This is a genomic window from Asanoa sp. WMMD1127 (assembly GCF_029626225.1).
GTDB lineage: Bacteria > Actinomycetota > Actinomycetes > Mycobacteriales > Micromonosporaceae > Asanoa.
On the sequence record NZ_JARUBP010000001.1, the window covers coordinates 6,701,637 to 6,719,535 of the forward strand.

The 17,899-nt window shown below is 72.5% G+C and carries 11 protein-coding genes; 4 read left to right on the plus strand and 7 right to left on the minus strand.

Annotated elements, in window-relative coordinates; genetic code table 11:
• Positions 1-610: 610 nt before the first annotated feature.
• The 3 genes from secA2 to O7635_RS32070 form a co-directional block, all read right to left on the minus strand.
• Positions 611-2,920, minus strand: coding sequence for an accessory Sec system translocase SecA2 (gene secA2 / locus O7635_RS32060; RefSeq protein WP_278084232.1), 2,310 nt, complete (start codon positions 2,918-2,920; stop codon positions 611-613).
• Between the two features lie 101 nt (positions 2,921-3,021).
• The gene (locus O7635_RS32065; RefSeq protein WP_278084233.1) at positions 3,022-4,116 is read right to left on the minus strand and encodes a zinc-binding alcohol dehydrogenase; all 1,095 of its coding nucleotides are present in this window, start codon (positions 4,114-4,116) and stop codon (positions 3,022-3,024) included.
• Positions 4,109-5,716 carry a Gfo/Idh/MocA family oxidoreductase gene (locus tag O7635_RS32070; protein WP_278084234.1) on the minus strand — a complete coding sequence of 536 codons (1,608 nt, stop codon included), beginning with the start codon at positions 5,714-5,716 and terminating at the stop codon, positions 4,109-4,111. Before O7635_RS32070 ends, O7635_RS32065 begins: the two co-directional genes overlap by 8 nt.
• 269 nt (positions 5,717-5,985) lie before the next feature.
• Here O7635_RS32070 and O7635_RS32075 point away from each other — a divergent pair, with 269 nt between their 5' ends.
• The 3 genes from O7635_RS32075 (at position 5,986) to O7635_RS32085 (ending at position 9,141) form a co-directional block, all read left to right on the plus strand.
• A complete protein-coding gene (locus O7635_RS32075) occupies positions 5,986-7,011 on the plus strand; it encodes a glucosyl-3-phosphoglycerate synthase (RefSeq protein ID WP_278084235.1) in 1,026 nt (341 codons plus the stop codon).
• Positions 7,012-7,378: 367 nt separating this feature from the next.
• Positions 7,379-8,524 (plus strand): glycosyltransferase, encoded by a 1,146-nt coding sequence (locus tag O7635_RS32080; RefSeq protein WP_278084236.1) that lies wholly within the window; start codon positions 7,379-7,381, stop codon positions 8,522-8,524.
• An 86-nt stretch (positions 8,525-8,610) separates the two neighbouring features.
• Entirely contained in the window at positions 8,611-9,141 is a 531-nt protein-coding gene (locus O7635_RS32085) for a hypothetical protein (protein WP_278084237.1), read from the plus strand.
• A 34-nt stretch (positions 9,142-9,175) separates the two neighbouring features.
• Here the strand turns inward: O7635_RS32085 and O7635_RS32090 are convergent, their stop codons facing one another.
• On the minus strand, positions 9,176-10,654 hold the full coding sequence (locus O7635_RS32090) for a glutamate--cysteine ligase (RefSeq protein WP_278084238.1): 1,479 nt from the start codon (positions 10,652-10,654) through the stop codon (positions 9,176-9,178).
• Between the two features lie 154 nt (positions 10,655-10,808).
• On the opposite strand from O7635_RS32090, the gene O7635_RS32095 reads away from it, so the two are divergent.
• Positions 10,809-12,188 (plus strand): AMP-binding protein, encoded by a 1,380-nt coding sequence (locus O7635_RS32095; protein ID WP_278085624.1) that lies wholly within the window; start codon positions 10,809-10,811, stop codon positions 12,186-12,188.
• 53 nt (positions 12,189-12,241) lie between these two features.
• Here O7635_RS32095 and O7635_RS32100 read toward each other — a convergent pair whose 3' ends face one another.
• The 3 genes from O7635_RS32100 to kdpB are packed head-to-tail and all read right to left on the minus strand — an operon-like array spanning position 12,242 to position 17,885.
• Positions 12,242-14,833 (minus strand): DUF4118 domain-containing protein, encoded by a 2,592-nt coding sequence (locus O7635_RS32100; protein ID WP_278084239.1) that lies wholly within the window; start codon positions 14,831-14,833, stop codon positions 12,242-12,244.
• Positions 14,834-14,856: 23 nt separating this feature from the next.
• On the minus strand, positions 14,857-15,759 hold the full coding sequence (locus tag O7635_RS32105) for a potassium-transporting ATPase subunit C (protein WP_278084240.1): 903 nt from the start codon (positions 15,757-15,759) through the stop codon (positions 14,857-14,859).
• Entirely contained in the window at positions 15,759-17,885 is a 2,127-nt protein-coding gene (kdpB, locus tag O7635_RS32110) for a potassium-transporting ATPase subunit KdpB (RefSeq protein WP_278084241.1), read from the minus strand. Before kdpB ends, O7635_RS32105 begins: the two co-directional genes overlap by 1 nt.
• Between the last annotated feature and the right edge of the window lie 14 nt (positions 17,886-17,899).

Here is a 17,899-nt window from a genome sequence, read left to right on the forward strand (position 1 = left end):
CGCCCCGAGATCCAGGCGGGCAGCTTCCAGGGCGCTCTGCGCCCAACATCACCAACTCACCCCGCAACGTAGTCCACGCCCGAACGTCCGAATCCGGTCTCACGCCCTCGCCCGCCGCGGCCCAGGCGCGCAGCGGCTGAAGGTCCGTTATCCATCGCGCGAGGCCGCGCGCGGCGGCAGCCTCGGGTCCATTGGGCATCGCCCTGCGGCGCATGCGGCGGCCTCGGCAACGCCGAGCACCGCCCCGCGGCACACGCGGCAGCCTCGGCAACGCCGAGCACCGCCCCGCGGCACACGCGGCAGCCTCGGCAACGCCGAGCACCGCCCCACGGCGCACCCGGCGGCCTCGGAAACGCCGAGCATCGCCCCGCGGCACACGCGGCAGCCTCGGGGCAACGCCGAGCATCGCCCCGCGGCACACGCGGCAGCACGGCGACGCTCAGCATCGCCGCGCGGCTCGCCTCAGCAAGCTGAGCCCCGCAACCAGACCTGGCGCCAGGCCGGCGGGCGGGAACGCACAGACCAACCAGCCATCGGCTTGTCCCGCGCCCCGCACCGCTCCAGCGGTCAGCGCGAACGAGCCTGTCGCCGGCGTCGTCGCTCCCCCGGCCTAGCCGCCGTTGGCGCCGGAGCTGAGGCGGCGGCCGACGGCGGCGATGAGGCGGTCGAGCTCCGAGCCGAACGGGTTGTCGTGCACCAGGTAGGTCCACGTCGCGCTCGGCCGCACCAGCGTCTTGTCGTCGGGCGCCCAGTCCTTGTCGAACTCGTTCTCCTCGAACGTCTCGACCGTGCGCTCCTCGATCCGCGGGATCAGGGCGTTGAACGCCGGCACCGCGGCCCGGTGGAACTCGTCGAGCGGGTCGAGGCGGCCGAGGGCGCGTAGGTGGACGCCCTCGCGTACCTCGGACAGCTCCGCCAGGTGCTCGGCCCACAACCGGTCGATGTGGTAGAGCGCGATCGACCGCGCCACCCGCGGCAGCAGCTCCTCGTCGAGCTCGACCAGCTCCTCGGCCTTCTCGGGGCTGCGCTTCTTGAGCATGTCGGCGGTCACGTCGGTGGTCAGCACCCGCTCGCGGCGCTCGGAGAGCGCCTTGCGCTGCTGCTCGATCACCACGCTGTATCGCCAGGTGTTGCGGTGGATCTCGTGCTGCACGCCCTCGGAGACCCGCTGCGCGTGCTCGACCGCGTAGTCGACCTGCTCGTCGGTGACGAGGCCGTCGAAGTTCATCCGCGGCGAGGCCGGGATCGCGTCGGGCGCGTTGCGCTGGATCAGGTCGTCTTCGAGGCTGACGAAGAAGGCCGAGGCGCCCGGGTCGCCCTGCCGGCCGGCGCGACCACGCAGCTGGTCGTCAACCCGCCGGCTGTGGTGCCGACCGCCGCCGAGCACGTAGAGGCCGCCCAGCTCGGCGACCCGCTCGCGGTCGGACTGGTCGCTGCCACCCAGCCGGATGTCGACACCGCGGCCGGCCATCTGGGTCGACACGGTCACGGCGCCGAACTTGCCGGCCTCCGCGATGATCGCGGCTTCCTCGTCGTCGTTCTTCGCGTTGAGCACGTTGCACGGGATGCCGGCCGCCTCGAGCGCCTTGGCCAGGCTCTCCGACTCCTTGACGTCGAGCGTACCGACCAGGACCGGACGGCCCTTCTCGTGGCTGAGCGCGATCTCGGCGACGAGGGCGTCTTCCTTCTCCTGCCGCGTCGCGTAGATCCGGTCGGACTCGTCGACCCGGATGCAGGGCGTGTTGGGCGGGATGACCGCGACCTCGAGCTCGAAGTATTCGCGGAGCTGCTCGCCCACCAGCACGGCCGTCGCGGTCATGCCGCAGACCGTCGGGTAGAGGGCGATGTAGGCCTGCACCGTGATCGTGCCGAGAACCTCGCCCTCGGCGGTGGCGTCGAGGCCTTCTTTGGCCTCCACCGCGGCCTGCAGGCCGTCGGGCCAGCGGCGGCGCTGCGCGACGCGACCGCGCATCTCGTCGACCAGCTCGACCGCGCCGTTGCGCACGATGTAGTCGACGTCGCGGTGCAGCAGCGCGTGCGCGTGCAGCGCGACGTTGACGGCCGAGAGCTGCTCGACGTGCTCGTCGTCGTAGAGGTCGATGCCGCCGAGCTTGCGCTCGACCACCGCCAGGCCGGTGCTCGTGAAGGCGACGCTGCGCCCGTCGTCGGCGATCTCGTAGTGGCGCCCGGCCCGCAGGCCCTTGACCACTCCGGCGGCGACGTGCACCGGGTCCTGCTCGCCCGGCACCGCGCCGGCGAGCACCATGGGCACCCGCGCCTCGTCGATCAGGATGGAGTCGGCCTCGTCGACGATGGCCGTCGCGAGCGCGGTCTGCACCCGGTCGTCGATGTCGACGACCAACTGGTCGCGTAGGTAGTCGAAGCCGGCCTCGCTCACCGACGCGTAGGTGACGTCGCTCGCGTAGGCGGCGCGTCGCTCCTCGGGCGTCGAGGACTCGGTGACCCAGCCGGCCGAGAGGCCGAGGAGCTTGTAGACGGGAGCCATCCACTCGGCGTCACGGCGGGCGAGGTAGTCGTTGACGGTGAGCACGTGGACCGGGCCGTTGTTGCTGCGCACATGCCCGTACGCCGCGATCGCCGCGGTCAGGGTCTTGCCCTCACCGGTGGCCATCTCGGCGACGCTGCCGCCGAGCATCGCCAGCACGCCGAGGAGCTGGACGTCGTAGGGCCGCTCGTCGAGGGCGCGACGCGCCGCCTCACGGCCGATCGCGCAGATCTCGGCGGGCTGGGTGGCCTCGCCGGCGCGCTCGGTCAGGGCCGCGTCGTCGAGCTCCTTGAGCTCGTCTTCGAGCGCCTCGATGTCGGGCAGCACCTTCTGCAGCGGCGCGAGGTCGACCGTCGTGCCGGGCCGCTGGAGGAACCGCTGCGCCCTGTTCTTCAACCGCTGCATGACTCCCATGGACGCAAACGGTACCCGGAGGATGCCTCGATGCGGAGCCCCGGCACGGGCCTGTGGACAACTGTTCGAAACTGCCTGTGGACAACCGACCTGATCTTGGTTCAGACGCGCAGAATCACCTGCAGCTCCTGGCGTCTGCGGTCGGCGAGATCGACGAGCAGGTCAGCCGCCGACTCGAAGGGCACGACCGCCGACACCAGGTGCTGACGGATCAGCGCGCCCCAGTCAGAACGGAGCAGGTCGATGGTTTCAGCGGAGAGGCGGTCCCGGTCCCAGGCATGGGCGAGGCCGCGCGGCACCCGTCCGATCTGCGCACAGCGCAACGAAAGTCCGTTGTGATGGAACTCCTCGCCGAGCCGCACCGCGTCCGCGCCCGCCTGGTAGAAGGCGAGGTCGACGACGGTGCCCTGCGGACGCAGCAGACGCAGCGCGAGCTGCAGCGCGAACGCCTGACCACGGCACTGGAAGACGACGTCGGCGCCACGGTCGGCGGCGGCGTGTCGCCAGCGGGTCTTCAGCACCACCGCGGGGTCCTCATCGCCGTCCGGGTCCAGCACGTCGAAGCCCAGCGCGGCCGCGACGGCCCGGCGCTCCGGGGTCGGGTCGATCACCACCACCGAGGCGGCGCCGTGATGACGGGCGAGGGCGGCGGTGAGCAGGGCGACCACGCCGGCACCGAGCACCGCGATCCGCCGGCCGCGCACCCCGTCGCCCAGGTCCCGCACGTCGCCGTTGGTCAGGTCGGCCGCCGCGTGCAACAGGCCGTTGGCGCAGATCGGCCCCATGTGGGCGGCATAGACGCCGAGCATCGGATCGAGGTCGTCCGGGAGCGGCACGACCCGATCGACGAGCGGATCACCGAGGTACGCCGTGCGGTGCCCATAGGTCATCGCCACCAGCGCGCCCTCGGCGACGGCCGGGGTCCGACTGGTCGCGACCCGCCCGACCTCCATGTAGCCGAGGCGCTCCACCGGGTACGGCGAGGCCGAGTCGCCCGGCTCGAACAGGCCCAGTTCGGCGTTCCAGGTTGATCCGAGATAGGGGTTGGTGCCTTTGACGTAGCTCAGCTCGGTGCCGGCCGACACACCGGTGAAGACGGTCTCGACGCGGAACGTGCCGGGTCGCACCGGCTCGGCCGCGACGTCCCGGACGTCCACCTTTCCCGGCCCGGTCACCACCACCACGCGGTCACTCATCGGCCGATCCACCGTCTCCGGTCGACGGGTTGGTGGCTGCCGCCGGCGCGCCCTGCGCGTCGCTGGCGGGACTCGCCTCCGTTCGAGTTGCCGGGATGGGCGGCGCCGGCGCGCTCTGGGCGTCGCTGGCGGGGCTCGCCGCTGTTCGGGGCGCCGGGATGGGCGGCGTCGCCGGCCGGCCCGGCTCCGGGGGCGCCGTTGATCCTGCCGGCGCTGGTGCCCAAGGTGCTGCCGGTGGGGCCTGCGGTGCCGGCGGCGCCGATGGCATCGGCGCGACCGGCGGCATGCTCGGCATCGGTGGCATGGCCGGCATGGGCGGCATCGCCGGCATCGGCGGCAGCGCGGATGCGGGCGAGGACGCTGGCGACGCTGCTGAGGCCGGCGACGCGATCGTTGCCGGCGAAGCACCTGAGGCCGGCTGGGTGAGCGTGGGCGTCGCGGGAGTCGCAGGTCTCCCGGCGTACACGGCGGGCGCGGCGGACCCGGCGGGCGCGGCGGACCCGGCGGGCACGGCGGCCGGCGAGGCGGCGGGCACGGCGGCCGGCGAGGCGGTGGGCGAGGCGGCGGGCGAGGCGGCCGGCGAGGCGGCGGGCGCGGCGAGGGTCACGACCTGGCCGGTGCGGGCCGACTCGGCGATGGCGCAGGTGACGCGGTGGGTCTCGAGGGCCTCGGCGTACGGGACGCGGATGTCATCGCCGATGCCGCGGACCGCATCGACGAAGGCGCGGTCGACCGCTACCCGGGCCGCGTCCGGATCGCCCGGGATGCGGCGTTCCTGTCCGGTGCTGTCCCGGACGACCAGCTCGTCCTCGCCCACGAAGAGGGCCAAGCCCTCGGCCAGGATCTCGAGACCGGCCCGCTGCTTCCAGCCGAGCACGCAGGTCGAGCTCACCGTGCCGACGGCGCCGCTGGCGAAGATCAACGTGGCGGCGGTGGCGGCGTCCACGTCGGCGTCGGGCACGGGGGGCGGCGTGCCGGTGCCGGCGGCGTACACGGCGCGCACGTCGCCGACCAGCGCGCGGGCCAGGTCGACCACGTGCGCCGCCTGCTCCACCACCGGCCCGCCGGACCGGTCGGACCGCACCCACCACGCGACGGGAGGCACCTTGTCCCACCAGACGCCGTTGACGAGCCGCACGGGGCGGTCGGCCAACAGCTCCGCGGCGCTGCGTACGACATCGAGGTATCGCCAGTGATGACCGACCGCGGTCAGCGTGCCACGTCGGGCGATGTCCGCAGCCAGGGCGGTCGGCACGGTGAGGTCGACCCCGATCGGCTTCTCGACGAACAGGGCCGCGCCGGAAGCCAGGACCGCCTCTTCGGCATGGCCGTGGGCGAATGGGGGAACACACACGTACACGGCATCGGGTTCGAGCGAGAGGAGACCTGCGGCATCGGGGAACGCCGGCGCACCGAGCGTCGTGGCCAGGGCTTCGGCCGCGGGCGCCACGACATCGGTCACACCGACGATCTCCACATCGGCGAAACCGGACAAGACGCGCGCATGCCGCTGAGCCACATTGCCCGCACCGATCATCCCGATCCGGCACTTTTCGCTGAACGCCATAAACCGACCTTTCATCTCGAATGTCTGCGCCACACCGGTTACTTTTGCCACTGGCGTATGCGGATCAAACATCTGATATGTGGCGGACATCGGGAACCATCGACACTTCCTGCGTCATCAAACGTTCACACAGATGAGTGGGCAAGGCGCAATTCGATGATCAGTATGTGTAAAAGCGGGCGTGGTTTGGTTCGGGCAAACCGGGGAAATGGAACGCGCTTGCCGCGGCGCAACGAAGCACGACGGAGCGCAAGGGCACAGCAGAACTGAAGGCACAGCGGATCGCGTCTGGGGGTGTGCCTGTGTGGCACTCGCGAACAACCGTCTCACCAGTGGTCGAGGCCTGGTCGACCTATCGCACCGGCTCGGCGGGGCAATGGACGCCGCGCCAACTCGTGGCCGCCAAACGCGGCACGACAGTCAGCGTGGTCATTCCCGCGCGTAACGAAGAAGCGACAATCGGTGCGATTGTCGCCACCATCCGACAGCAGCTGGTCGAACGGGTGCATCTGGTCGACGAGCTCATCGTGGTCGACTCCCGGTCGTCCGACGCGACCGCCCGGGTGGCGGCCGCGGCCGGCGCCCACGTGGTCAGCCAGGACCAGATGACCCGCGGCCTGCCGCGGCTCGAGGGCAAGGGCGACGCGCTCTTCGCCGGTCTGGTGGCGGCCAGCGGCGACGTCGTCGCGTTCGTCGACGGTGACCTCGAGGACTTCGACGCCCGGTTCGTCACCGGGCTGGTCGGGCCACTGCTGACCGACCAGAGCGTCGGCTACGTCAAGGGCTTCTACCACCGCGGCCTGCACCACTCGGCCGGCGTGGTCGAGGCCGACGGCGGCGGCCGGGTCACCGAGCTGACCGCGCGGCCGCTGCTCAACCTGTTCTGGCCGGAGCTGTCCGGGTTCGTGCAGCCGCTCGCGGGCGAGTACGCGGGCCGCCGCAAGCTGCTGGAGCAGCTGCCGTTCGTCTCGGGCTACGGCGTCGAGATCGCGATGCTGATCGACCTGCTCGAGCTGGTCGGCCTCGACGCGCTCGCCCAGGTCGACCTCGGCGAGCGGCGCCACCGGCACCAGAGCACCGAGGCGCTCGGCCGGATGTCGGCGCAGATCATGCACACCGTCTGGGTACGCCTCCAGCGCCAGGGCTGGGTCACCGCCGACACGCAGCCCTCGCCACTGCTCACGCAGTTCCGCCGCGGCGGCACCGACGCGCTCCCCAACCTCGACCGGGAGATCGTCGTCAACGACGTCTCGGTCCAGGAGCGCCCGCCGCTACGCGAGATGGCCGACCTGGCCTCCCGCCGACGGCGCAGCCGGGTGGCGGCATGAGCGGGACAGCCGCACACCGCGGCCGCCACGCCACGCCGCATGGCGGCACTAGCCGGCTCCGCCGCGCCCGCGCCCCACGCGGCGCCAGCGGGATAGCCGGACCGCACGGCCGCCACACCATGCCGCACGGCGGCACGAGCCAACTCCGCCGCGCCCGACGCGGCGCCAGCGGTAGAGCCGCACAGGCCGGCCGCCACACCATGCCGCACGGCGGCACGAGCCAACTCCGCCGCGCCCGACGCGGCGCCAGCGGTAGAGCCGCACAGGCCGGCCGCCACACCATGCCGCATGGCGGCACGAGCCGGCTCCGCCGAGCCAGCGGGATAGCCGGCCGGCCGCAAGCCGTCAGCCTCAGCGGGGTGCCGGCATGACCTTCACCGTGCTGGTCAACGCCGGCCCATGGCTCCCCGTCCCACCGAAGGGCTACGGCGGCATCGAGAACATCGTGGCGACGCTCGTGCCGGAGCTGCGCCGGCTCGGCGTCACCGTCGTGCTCGCCTCGGTCGGCAGCAGCACCGAGCCGGTCGACGAGCTGCTGGCGCCGTACCCGGACGGGCAGTTCGGTTGGCTTCAACGCCCCTACAACCAGGCCAACGGAGTGGCCACCGCGCATCAGGCGGCGGTCGTCCGGACCGTGCGGGAGCGGGACGACATCGACCTGGTGCACGACCATGTCGAGGCGATCGGGCTGGCGATGCTGGCCGCGATGGAACCGACCGCCACGCCCGTCCTGCACACGCTCCACTGGGACCTGGGCAAGCATCCCGAGCTCTACGGCGAGTTCGACGGCGGCGGCCGGGTCAGTGTCAACGGCGTCAGCGCCGCACAGCTGAGGAGGGCGCCGCGCGCACTTCGCGCGCACGCCATAGGCCACGTCCACCTGGCCACTCCCCTCGCCGTCGACGCCGAGAAACGACCTCTCCCCGACCGCGCCGAGCACGTCGTGATGCTCGGCCGCATCACCCCCGGAAAAGGCCAGGACCTGGGCGTACGCCTCGCGCACGAAGCCGGTTTCGACCTCGTGCTGGCCGGCCCGGTCGGCCCGCACAAGCAACCCGACGACCTCGCCGAGGCCCTGCGCGACCCCGCCGCGGCGAGCAACCCCGACGTCCGGTTCTGGTGCGAGCAGGTGGCGCCGTACGTCGACGGCAGCCGGGTCCGTTGGGTCGGCACGCTGTCCGGCGCCGACCGCGACAACCTGGTCGCCGAGGCCCGCGCCATGCTCGCCCCGCTGCGGTGGGAGGAGCCCGGCGGCACGTTCGTGGTCGAGTCGCTGGCCCTCGGCACCCCAGTGGTCGCCACGGCCCGCGGCTGCCTGCCCGAGCTGATCGAGCACGGCCGCACCGGCCTGCTCACCAACTCCGAAGAGGAACTGGCCGACCTCGTGCTCGCCGCCGGCAAGCTCGACCCGGCCGAATGCCGCCAGGAAGCCGCGCGCCGCTTCACGCCGCGGGTGATGGCGGAGCGCTACGTCGAGCTCTACGAGGAGGTGGCCGGTCGCCCGGTCGGGTGATCTTCACGGCGATTCATTCACGGGCGATCATCAGCGCTGATCAATACACTGGGTGAACACGGCCTGACGCAAAGTGGTGGTCAGCGATGAGCGACACGGTCTTCTATCACTCCGGACCAATCGTGACGGGCCGCGTCGTGCGGCTGATGCCGGGGTACGCCCGCGAGATGAAGGTAGGCCAGCCGGCCCTCGTCGTGGTCCTCGCGGCCGCGACCGTGGGCCGGCTCATCGGCCGCGCGATCCTCTCGGTCCTCCAGGCCGGCACCCGCGGGGGCGCGCCCCGGCGCTGGCGAGAGCTGCGCAAGGCCCCCGAGTTCCTGGTGACCCCGCTGCGCCTGCGCGACGGCGCCGGCCGCCTCTGCGAGGTCGAGATCCACGGCCATCTGCCGCAGAGCGCCCTGGAACCGTCCGACCACATCCAGATCACGGTCACGCGCCAGAAGGACCGCACGATGCCGCCCAAGGTGGAACGCATCGTCAACATCACGACGGGCCAGCTGCTGCGCCCCCGCATCCCCACCCTGTGGTCCCACATCGGCCCGGCCCTGCTCCTGCAGGCGTTCCTCGGCCTGTCCCTGTTCGGCGTGGTGGCCGCCGCCTACGCCACCACCCGCTGACCGCCACGAACGCCGCCGAGCGCGATGCCGAGGGCTACGGGAGCGGCCACTCGTGGACCGGCTCGTTGCTGTGCATCAGGGGGACGTAGCGCCGCACCACCTCGCGGAGGGCCTCGCGGCGGTCCAGGTTGCCTTCGACCTCGAGGTGGTGGAGGGTGTCGACCTGCCAGCTCGCGCCGTTGCGGCCCAGCAGGCACCGCTGCTCGATGATGCCCAGCAGGCGGTCGCGCTCCTCGGACGCCAGGCCCCAGCGGTCCAGCCCCTCGGACGCCAGCGGCAGCAGGCGGCGCAGGACGAGCTCGGTCACCGGCAGGTAGCCGAGCCCCGGCCAGAAGACCTGGGCGGCGATCCCGTTGCGGGCGCAGTTGTGGAAGTTCTCCTCCGCCGCGCTGAAGGACATCTGCGACCACAAAGGACGGTCGGACTCGGCCAGCGTGCGTACGACTCCGAAGTAGAACGCCGCGTTGGCGATCGTGTCGATGACCGTCGGGCCCGCCGGCAGGACCCGGTTCTCGACGCGCAGGTGGGGGCGGTTGCGCACCACGTCGTAGATCGGGCGGTTCCACCGGTAGATGGTGCCGTTGTGCAGGCGCAGCTCGGCCAGCGTGGGCGTGTCGCCGTTGGCCAGCGCCTCCGCCGGATCCTCCGGGTCGCAGATCGGCAGCAGCGCCGGGAAGTAGCGGACGTTCTCCTCGAACAGGTCGAACACCGAGGTGATCCAGCGTTCGCCGAACCAGACCCGCGGGCGTACGCCCTGCGCCTTGATCTCTTCCGAACGGGTGTCGGTGGCCTGCTCGAACAGCGGGATCCGGGTCTCGCGCCACAGCTCCTTGCCGTAGAGGAACGGCGAGTTCGCGCCCAGCGCGACCTGGACGCCGGCGATGGTCTGTGCGGCATTCCAGTAGGACGCGAACTGCGCGGGCGACACCTGCAGGTGGAACTGGGTCGACGTGCAGGCCGCCTCGGGCGCGACCGTGTCGGCGGTCGTGTTGAGCCGCTCCACGCCGTCGATCCGGATCGTCAGGTCCTCGCCGCGGGCCGCGAAGATCTGCTCGTTGATCAGCGCGTAGCGCGGGTTCGCCGACAACGACTCGACCGTCAGGTGGCTCTGCCGCAGCGTCGGCAGGATGCCGACCATGACCATGTGCGCGCCGACCGCGCGCGCCTTGTCCTCCGCGGCGTTCAGCGAAGCCCGGATGTCGGTCTCGAACTCGGCCGAGCCGCGCGCCCCGAGCCGCCGCGGCGACACGTTGATCTCCACGTTGAACTGGCCGAGCTCCGTCTGGAACGCCGGGTCGGCGACGGCGGCGAGCACGTCGGCGTTGCGCATCGCCGGGTCCGCCGAGTCGTCGATGAGGTTGAGCTCGATCTCCATGCCGGTCAGCGGCCGCTCGAAATCGAAGCGTGCCTCGCGCAGCATCTCCGCGAACACGTCGAGACAGCGGCGCACCTTCTGCCGGTAGCGCGCCCGGTCTTCGCGGGTGAACTCCCGCTGGTCGACCTCTTCGCCCATCAGTCACCGCCCGTAGGAGAGGGATCACCCCCATGTACCCACAAAGCTCCCACGACACGCGGTCCACTGGAAGGGTTACGGGCGGTTGTCCTCGAACTACGGCCCGGCGCGGACGGCCCGGCGCCCGTGTGGCAGCGTTGACCGGGTGTCCCTCCTGCCCGCCCTGACCGGCACCGGAGCCGCCGGAACCGACCGACCCGACGCGGTCCGGTTCGGTGACGAGGCCGTCTCCTTCGCCGACCTGGCCGGCCGCGCCGGCGCCGTCGCCCGCCGCGTCGCCGGCGCCCGGGCCGCCGCCGTCCTCGCCACCTCCACCGTGGACACCGTCGCCGCGGTCCTCGGCGGCCTCGCGGCGGGCGTGCCCATCGTCCCCGTCCCACCCGACGCCGGGCCGGGCGAGCGCGACCACATCCTCCGCGACTCCGGCGCCGACCTCCTCCTCAACGCCGACGCCGCGCCGCCGGGCATCGAGGCGGTCCCGGCCCCGCGGGACAGCGCGCCCTGGCCCGACCCCGAGGCGACCGACCGCACCGCGCTCGTCCTCTACACCAGCGGCACGACGGGCAAGCCCAAGGGCGTCCCGATCACCGGCACCGCGATCGCCGCCTGCCTCGACGGCCTGGCCGACGCCTGGGACTGGACGCCGGACGACCGTCTGGTGCACGCGCTGCCGCTCTACCACGTACACGGCCTGGTCCTCGGCGTCCTGGGCCCGCTGCGCACGGGCAGCCGCCTGCACCACACCGGCCGGCCCCGCCCGGACCTGCTCGCCGCGGCCGGCGGCAGCCTCTACTTCGCCGTGCCCACGATCTGGCACCGCGTGGTCGCCGACCCGGACGCCGCGCGCGCCTTGCGGGGCGCGCGCCTCCTGGTCTCCGGCAGCGCCGCCCTCCCCGCCGGCGTCTTCGCGAAGCTGCGTGAACTGACCGGCCAGGCCCCGGTCGAGCGCTACGGCATGACGGAAACGCTCATCACGGTCGCCACCCGCGCCGACGGTCGCCGAGCGCCGGGCGCGGTCGGCATCCCGGTCAAGGGAGTCGAGACCCGCCTGGTCGACGAGGCCGGCCACCCGATCGCGCACGACGGCACGACGCCGGGCGCGCTGGAGATCCGCGGGAGCACGGTCTTCGCCGGCTACCTGGACCGGCCGGACGCGAACCGGGCCGCGTTCACGGCCGACGGCTGGTTCCGCACCGGCGACGTCGCCACGATCGACGGCGAGGGCGTCCACCGCATCGTCGGCCGCGCCTCGACGGATCTCATCAAGACGGGCGGCTACCGGGTCGGCGCCGGCGAGATCGAGGACGCCCTGCTCACCCACCCGGCCGTGCGCGAGGCCGCGGTGGTCGGCCGGCCCGACGACGACCTGGGCCAGCGCGTCGTCGCGTACGTAGTGGCCGACGCCGTGGCCCCGGACGTGCTGGTCCAGCATGTGGCCGCCACGCTGTCGGCACACAAGCGCCCCCGCGAGGTGGTCTTCGTCGACGCCCTCCCCCGCAACGCCCTCGGCAAGGTCCAGAAGCACCGCCTCTGACCCCGCAGGCAACACCCGTCAGCCCCCCGGCCGGTCACGGCTCCGGCGGCGCATCATCGCCGGTGTCGGCGTTCCCGGACGGCCCGCTCGACCGCCTCGGTGGCGGCGCCGTCGCCGGGTGACACCGCGGCGGGGAGCGCGAGCACCATGGTCAGGCCGCCGCCGTTGGTGGTCTCCGGCACGAGCGTGCCGCCCATCGCCTCCGCGAGGCCGCGGGACAGCGCCAGCCCGAGGCCGACGCCGTTGTGGTTGTCGCGATCGCCCATCCGCTGGAAGGGGACGAACACCTTGTCGCGGTCCGGCTCCGGGATGCCCGGGCCGTGGTCGACCACCCGCAGCTCGACCCGGTCGTCCTGGTAGCGGGCCGTGACCTGGGGCGGCCGGCCGGGCGGGCTGAACCGCAGCGCGTTGGCGATCAGGTTGACCAGGATCCGCTCGAGCAGGCCCGGGTCCGCGGCGACGGCCGGCAGGTCGGCGGTGAGGTCGGACCGCACCACCAGGCCGTTCGGGCCGAGCTCGTCCAGCGCCCGGGGCACCGCGTCCTCCAGGCCGATCTCCGCGAGGGTCACGCCGAGCGCGCCCGCCTGGAGCCGGCTCAGGTCGAGCAGGTTGTCGACGAGGCGGCCGAGCCGCACGAGCGACTCGTTGGCGGCGGCGAGCAGTTCGTCGCGGTCCTCGTCGGAGAACGCCACCTCCTCGCCGAGCAGGCTGTCGACGGCGGCCTTGGCGGAGGCCAGGGGTGTACGCAGGTCGTGGCTGACCGCCGCCAGCAGGGCGGTCCGCATCCGGTCGGCCTCGGCCAGCGGGCGTGCCTGGGCCGCCTGCTCGGCGAGCCGCTCGTGCCGCAGGGCGACGGCGGCCTGCGCCGCGAACGCCTCGATCAGCCGGCGGTCGGCGGCCGCCGGGGTCCGCCCGCGCAGCGCGAGCACGAGGCTGTCGTCGACGGCGACCTCGGTCTGCGCTTCGCCGGGCGCGCAGCACGGCGGTCCGCCGACGCTGGCGGCGACGTCCCAGGACTGCGGGCTGCGTTGCCGGTCCGGGCGCTCGCCGGCGCCGGTGCGGCGCTCCAGCAGCGTCACCGTCTCGAGCCCGAACGTCTCCCGCAACCGCTCCAGCAGTGCGGTGAGCGGCCCGGTGCCGCGCAGCACGCTGCCGGCCACCGTGGAAAGGGTCTGCGCCTCGGCGCTGGCCTGCGCGGCCTCGCGGGTGCGGCGGGCCGCCACGTCGACGATCCACGACACGGCGGCCGCGATGGCCACGAAGACGGCCAGCGCCAGGATGTTCTCGCGCTCGGCGATCGTCCACTGGTTGGTCGGCGGGGTGAAGAAGTAGTTGAGCAGGAGGGACGCCCCCACCGCGGCGAGCAGCGCGGGCCAGATGCCGCCGACGAGGGCGATGCCGACGACCGCGGCCAGGAACAGCAGCATCTCGCTCGGCAGCGAGAGGTCGGGACGCAGCGGGAGCAGCGCGCCGGCGAGCGCGGGCAGGCCGGCGAGCACGAGCGCGAAGCCGATCAGGCGGCGCCGGGGCGAGAGCGCGGGTGCCGGCACCGCGAGGCGGCCGCGGCCGACCTCGGGGTGCGGCACCAGGTGCACGTCGATCGCGTCCGAGCGGGCCGACGTGGTGACGCCGACGCCCGCGGTGACCAGCTGGGCGAACCGCCCGCGCCGGCTGACGCCTAGGACGAGCTGGGTGGCGTTGACGCCGCGGGCGAAATCGAGCAGGGCGCGCGGGATGTCGCCGCCGACCACCTGGTGGAAGCTGCCGCCCAGGCTCTCCACGAGGAGGCGCTGCTTGGCCAGCAGGGCGGGGTCGGCGCCGGTCAGCCCGTCGGAGTTGGCGACGTGCACCGCCATCAGGTCCGTGCCCTTGCCGCGGGCCGCGATCCGGGCGGCGCGCCGGATCAGCGTGTCGCCCTCGGGACCGCCGGTCACGGCGACGACGACGCGTTCCCTGGTCTCCCAGGTCTTGCCGATCCCGTGCGCGTCCCGGTAACGCTCGAGCTGCTGGTCGACCTTGTCGGCGAGCCAGAGCAGGGCCAGCTCGCGCAGCGCGGTCAGGTTGCCGACCCGGAAGTAGTTGCCGAGCGCGGCGTCGATCTTGTCCTTGTGGTAGATGTTCCCGTGCGCCATCCGCCGGCGCAGCGCCTCCGGTGTCATGTCGACCAGCTCGACCTGGTCGGCGGCGCGCACGACGCTGTCGGGCACGGTCTCCCGTTGGACGATCCCGGTGATCTGCTCGACCACGTCGTTGAGCGACTCGAGGTGCTGGACGTTCACCGTGGACAGCACGGTGATGCCCGCGTCGAGCAGCTCCTGGACGTCCTGCCAGCGCTTCTCGTTGCGCGATCCGGGCACGTTGGTGTGCGCGAGCTCGTCGACGAGCGCGACCTCCGGCCGCCGGGCCAGGACGGCGTCGACGTCGAGCTCGGTGAAGGAGGCGCCGCGGTACTCCGCCGTGCGGCGCGGCACCACCTCCAGGTCACCGATCATCCGGGCGGTGAAGGCCCGGCCGTGCGTCTCGACGAGGCCGACGACCACGTCGGTGCCACGCTCGATCCGGCGTCGCGCCTCGTCGAGCATGGCCACCGTCTTGCCGACTCCCGGGGCGGCCCCGAGATAGATGCGCAGTTCTCCGCGTGCCATGTCCCGGAACCGCCCCGCCTCCGTCAGCGACCCGAAAGCTCGCGGTCGAGTGCCATGTTGAGTCGGAGCACGTTCACCGCGGGCTCACCCATGAAGCCCAGCGCCCGGCCCGTGGTGTTCTCCTCGACCAGCTCGCGCACCGCCGCCGGGTCCACGCCGCGCTCACGCGCGACCCGGGCCACCTGGAGCTGCGCGTACTCCTCGCTGATCTGCGGGTCGAGACCGGAGGCGCTCGCGGTCACCGCGTCCGCGGGCACGGCCGGCTTCGCCGGAGCGTCGCCGCGGATCGGGACGAGCACGCCACCCGAGTAGTCCTCGCCGGGCTTGGCGGCCTCGACCGTGACGCCCTGGTAGGTGGCGATGAACGGCGTCGCGGGTGCGGCCTGGTTGACGCTGACGGCCCGGGTCACGGTGCCGGTCAGGCCCTCCGAGTAGTAGACGCGCAGGACCGCGCCGACGCCGTCCGCGGTGCAGAACGGGCGGGCGCCGGAGACGCCCTCGCGCTCGCCGACCTCGACGCTGCGCGCGCAGACCTGCGTGAGCAGGCTCTGCGAGCCCTCGTCCGGGTTGCCCTCCTCGTCCACCGCGCCGGGGACCGGCAGGGTGTCCTCGATGCTCTCCGGACCCAGGTTCGACGCGGACGTCGAGGTCGGGTCGTAGCCGTCACCCGCGGCGGACGGACGTGACTGGAAGTACGTCAGGACCGCGTTGCCGTCGGCGTCGGTGAACGACTGGCCGATCAGCGAGCTGCCGACGTCCTTGCCGTCGGCACCCTGCACGATCGAGCCGTTCGCGTTGTCGCGCAGGCCGGGGAGCTGGGCGACGCCGAACACCACGAAGGGGTACGCGAGGCCCAGGATGACGGTGAACACCAGGACGGCGCGCAACGCCGCCAGATGCTGTGAGATCCAGGAAGGAAGGCGCATCAGAAGATCCCTTGGACGATCAGGTCGATGATCTTGATGCCCACGAACGGGACGACGATCCCGCCGAGGCCGTAGATCCATAGGTTGCGGGTCAGCAGCTTGGACGCGCTGCTGGGCCGGTAGCGCACACCGCGCAGGGCCAGCGGGATCAGCGCGATGATGACCAGCGCGTTGAAGACCACCGCCGACAGGATCGCCGACTCCGGACTGCTCAGCTTCATGATGTTGAGCGCGTCCAGGCTCGGGTAGATTCCCGCGAACATGGCCGGGATGATCGCGAAGTACTTCGCGATGTCGTTGGCGATCGAGAACGTCGTCAGCGCGCCCCGGGTGATCAACAGCTGCTTGCCGATCTCGACGATCTCGATCAGCTTCGTCGGGTCCGAGTCGAGGTCGACCATGTTGCCGGCCTCCTTCGCGGCCGACGTGCCGGTGTTCATCGCGACGCCGACGTCGGCCTGCGCGAGCGCGGGCGCGTCGTTGGTGCCGTCACCGGTCATGGCGACCAGGCGGCCGCCCTCCTGCTCCTTCTTGATCAGCGCCATCTTGTCTTCGGGCTTGGCCTCGGCGAGGAAGTCGTCGACGCCGGCCTCGTCCGCGATGGCCTTCGCGGTGCGCGGGTTGTCACCCGTGATCATGACGGTACGGATGCCCATGCGGCGCATCTCGTCGAACCGCTCCCGCATGCCGGCCTTGACGACGTCCTTGAGGTGGACGACGCCCAGGGCGCGGGCCGCCTGGCCCTCGACGTGTTCGGCCACGACCAGCGGGGTGCCACCGGAGCCGGAGATCGCGTCCACGGTGTCGCCGACCTGCTCGGTCGGGTGGCCGCCGTTCTCGCGTACCCACTTCATCACCGCGGACGCGGCGCCCTTGCGAATCCGCCGGTCCGTGAGGTCCACACCGGACATCCGCGTCTCGGCGCTGAACGGCACGAACTGGGCGTGCGGCACCAGGCCTTCCTCGCGGGCCCGCAGGCCGTAGTCCTGCTTGGCCAGCACGACGATCGAGCGGCCCTCGGGCGTCTCGTCGGCGAGGCTGGACAGCTGGGCCGCGTCCGCGAGGGTCTCCGGTGTGACGCCCGCGACGGGCAGGAACTCCGACGCCTGCCGGTTGCCGAGGGTGATCGTTCCGGTCTTGTCGAGCAGCAGCGTGTTGACGTCGCCCGCGGCCTCGACGGCACGGCCCGACATGGCCAGCACGTTGCGCTGGACGAGGCGGTCCATGCCGGCGATGCCGATCGCGGACAGCAGGGCCCCGATCGTGGTCGGGATCAGGCAGACCAGCAGCGAGACGAGCACGATGCCGGAGATGCCGTTCGCGTTCAGCGCCAGCGTGTCCGGCGCCGCGCCCTGGAAGGCCTTGGCGAAGATCGCCATCGGCTGGAGCGTGACCGTCGCGAACAGGAAGATGACGGTCAGCGCGGCCAGCAGGATGTTGAGCGCGATCTCGTTGGGGGTCTTCTGGCGGGAGGCACCTTCGACCAGGGCGATCATGCGGTCGATGAAGCTCTCGCCCGGCTTCTGGGTGATCTTGACGACGATCCGGTCGGACAGCACCTTGGTGCCGCCGGTGACCGCGCTGCGGTCGCCGCCCGACTCCCGGATGACCGGTGCCGACTCACCGGTGATCGCCGACTCGTCGACGCTGGCGATGCCCTCGACGACGTCACCGTCGCCGGGGATCGTCTGGCCGGCTTCGACGTAGACGATGTCGCCCAGCCGGAGCGCGGAGGCCGCGACGGACTCCTCGCGGTAGCGGGTGCGGTCCTGACCCGGCGTCCATTCGACGAGCCGCAGCGCGATGGTGTCGCGCTTGGCCGCCCGCAGCGTGGCCGCCTGGGCCTTTCCGCGGCCTTCGGCGACCGCCTCCGCGAGGTTCGCGAAGACCACGGTGAGCCAGAGCCAGACGGTGATCAGCCAGGCGAACAGCGACGGGTCGCCGATGGCCAGCACGGTCGTGAACACCGCGCCGATCTCGACGATGAACATGACGGGGTTGCGCCACAGGGTGCGCGGATCGAGCTTGGCAAGCGCGTCGGGCAACGACTTCCAGAGCTGTTGGGGGTCGAGCAGGCCGCCGCCGATCCGGCGCGGCGCGCCGGCCGGTGTGGTCGTGACAGTCATCTCCATTATCCTTT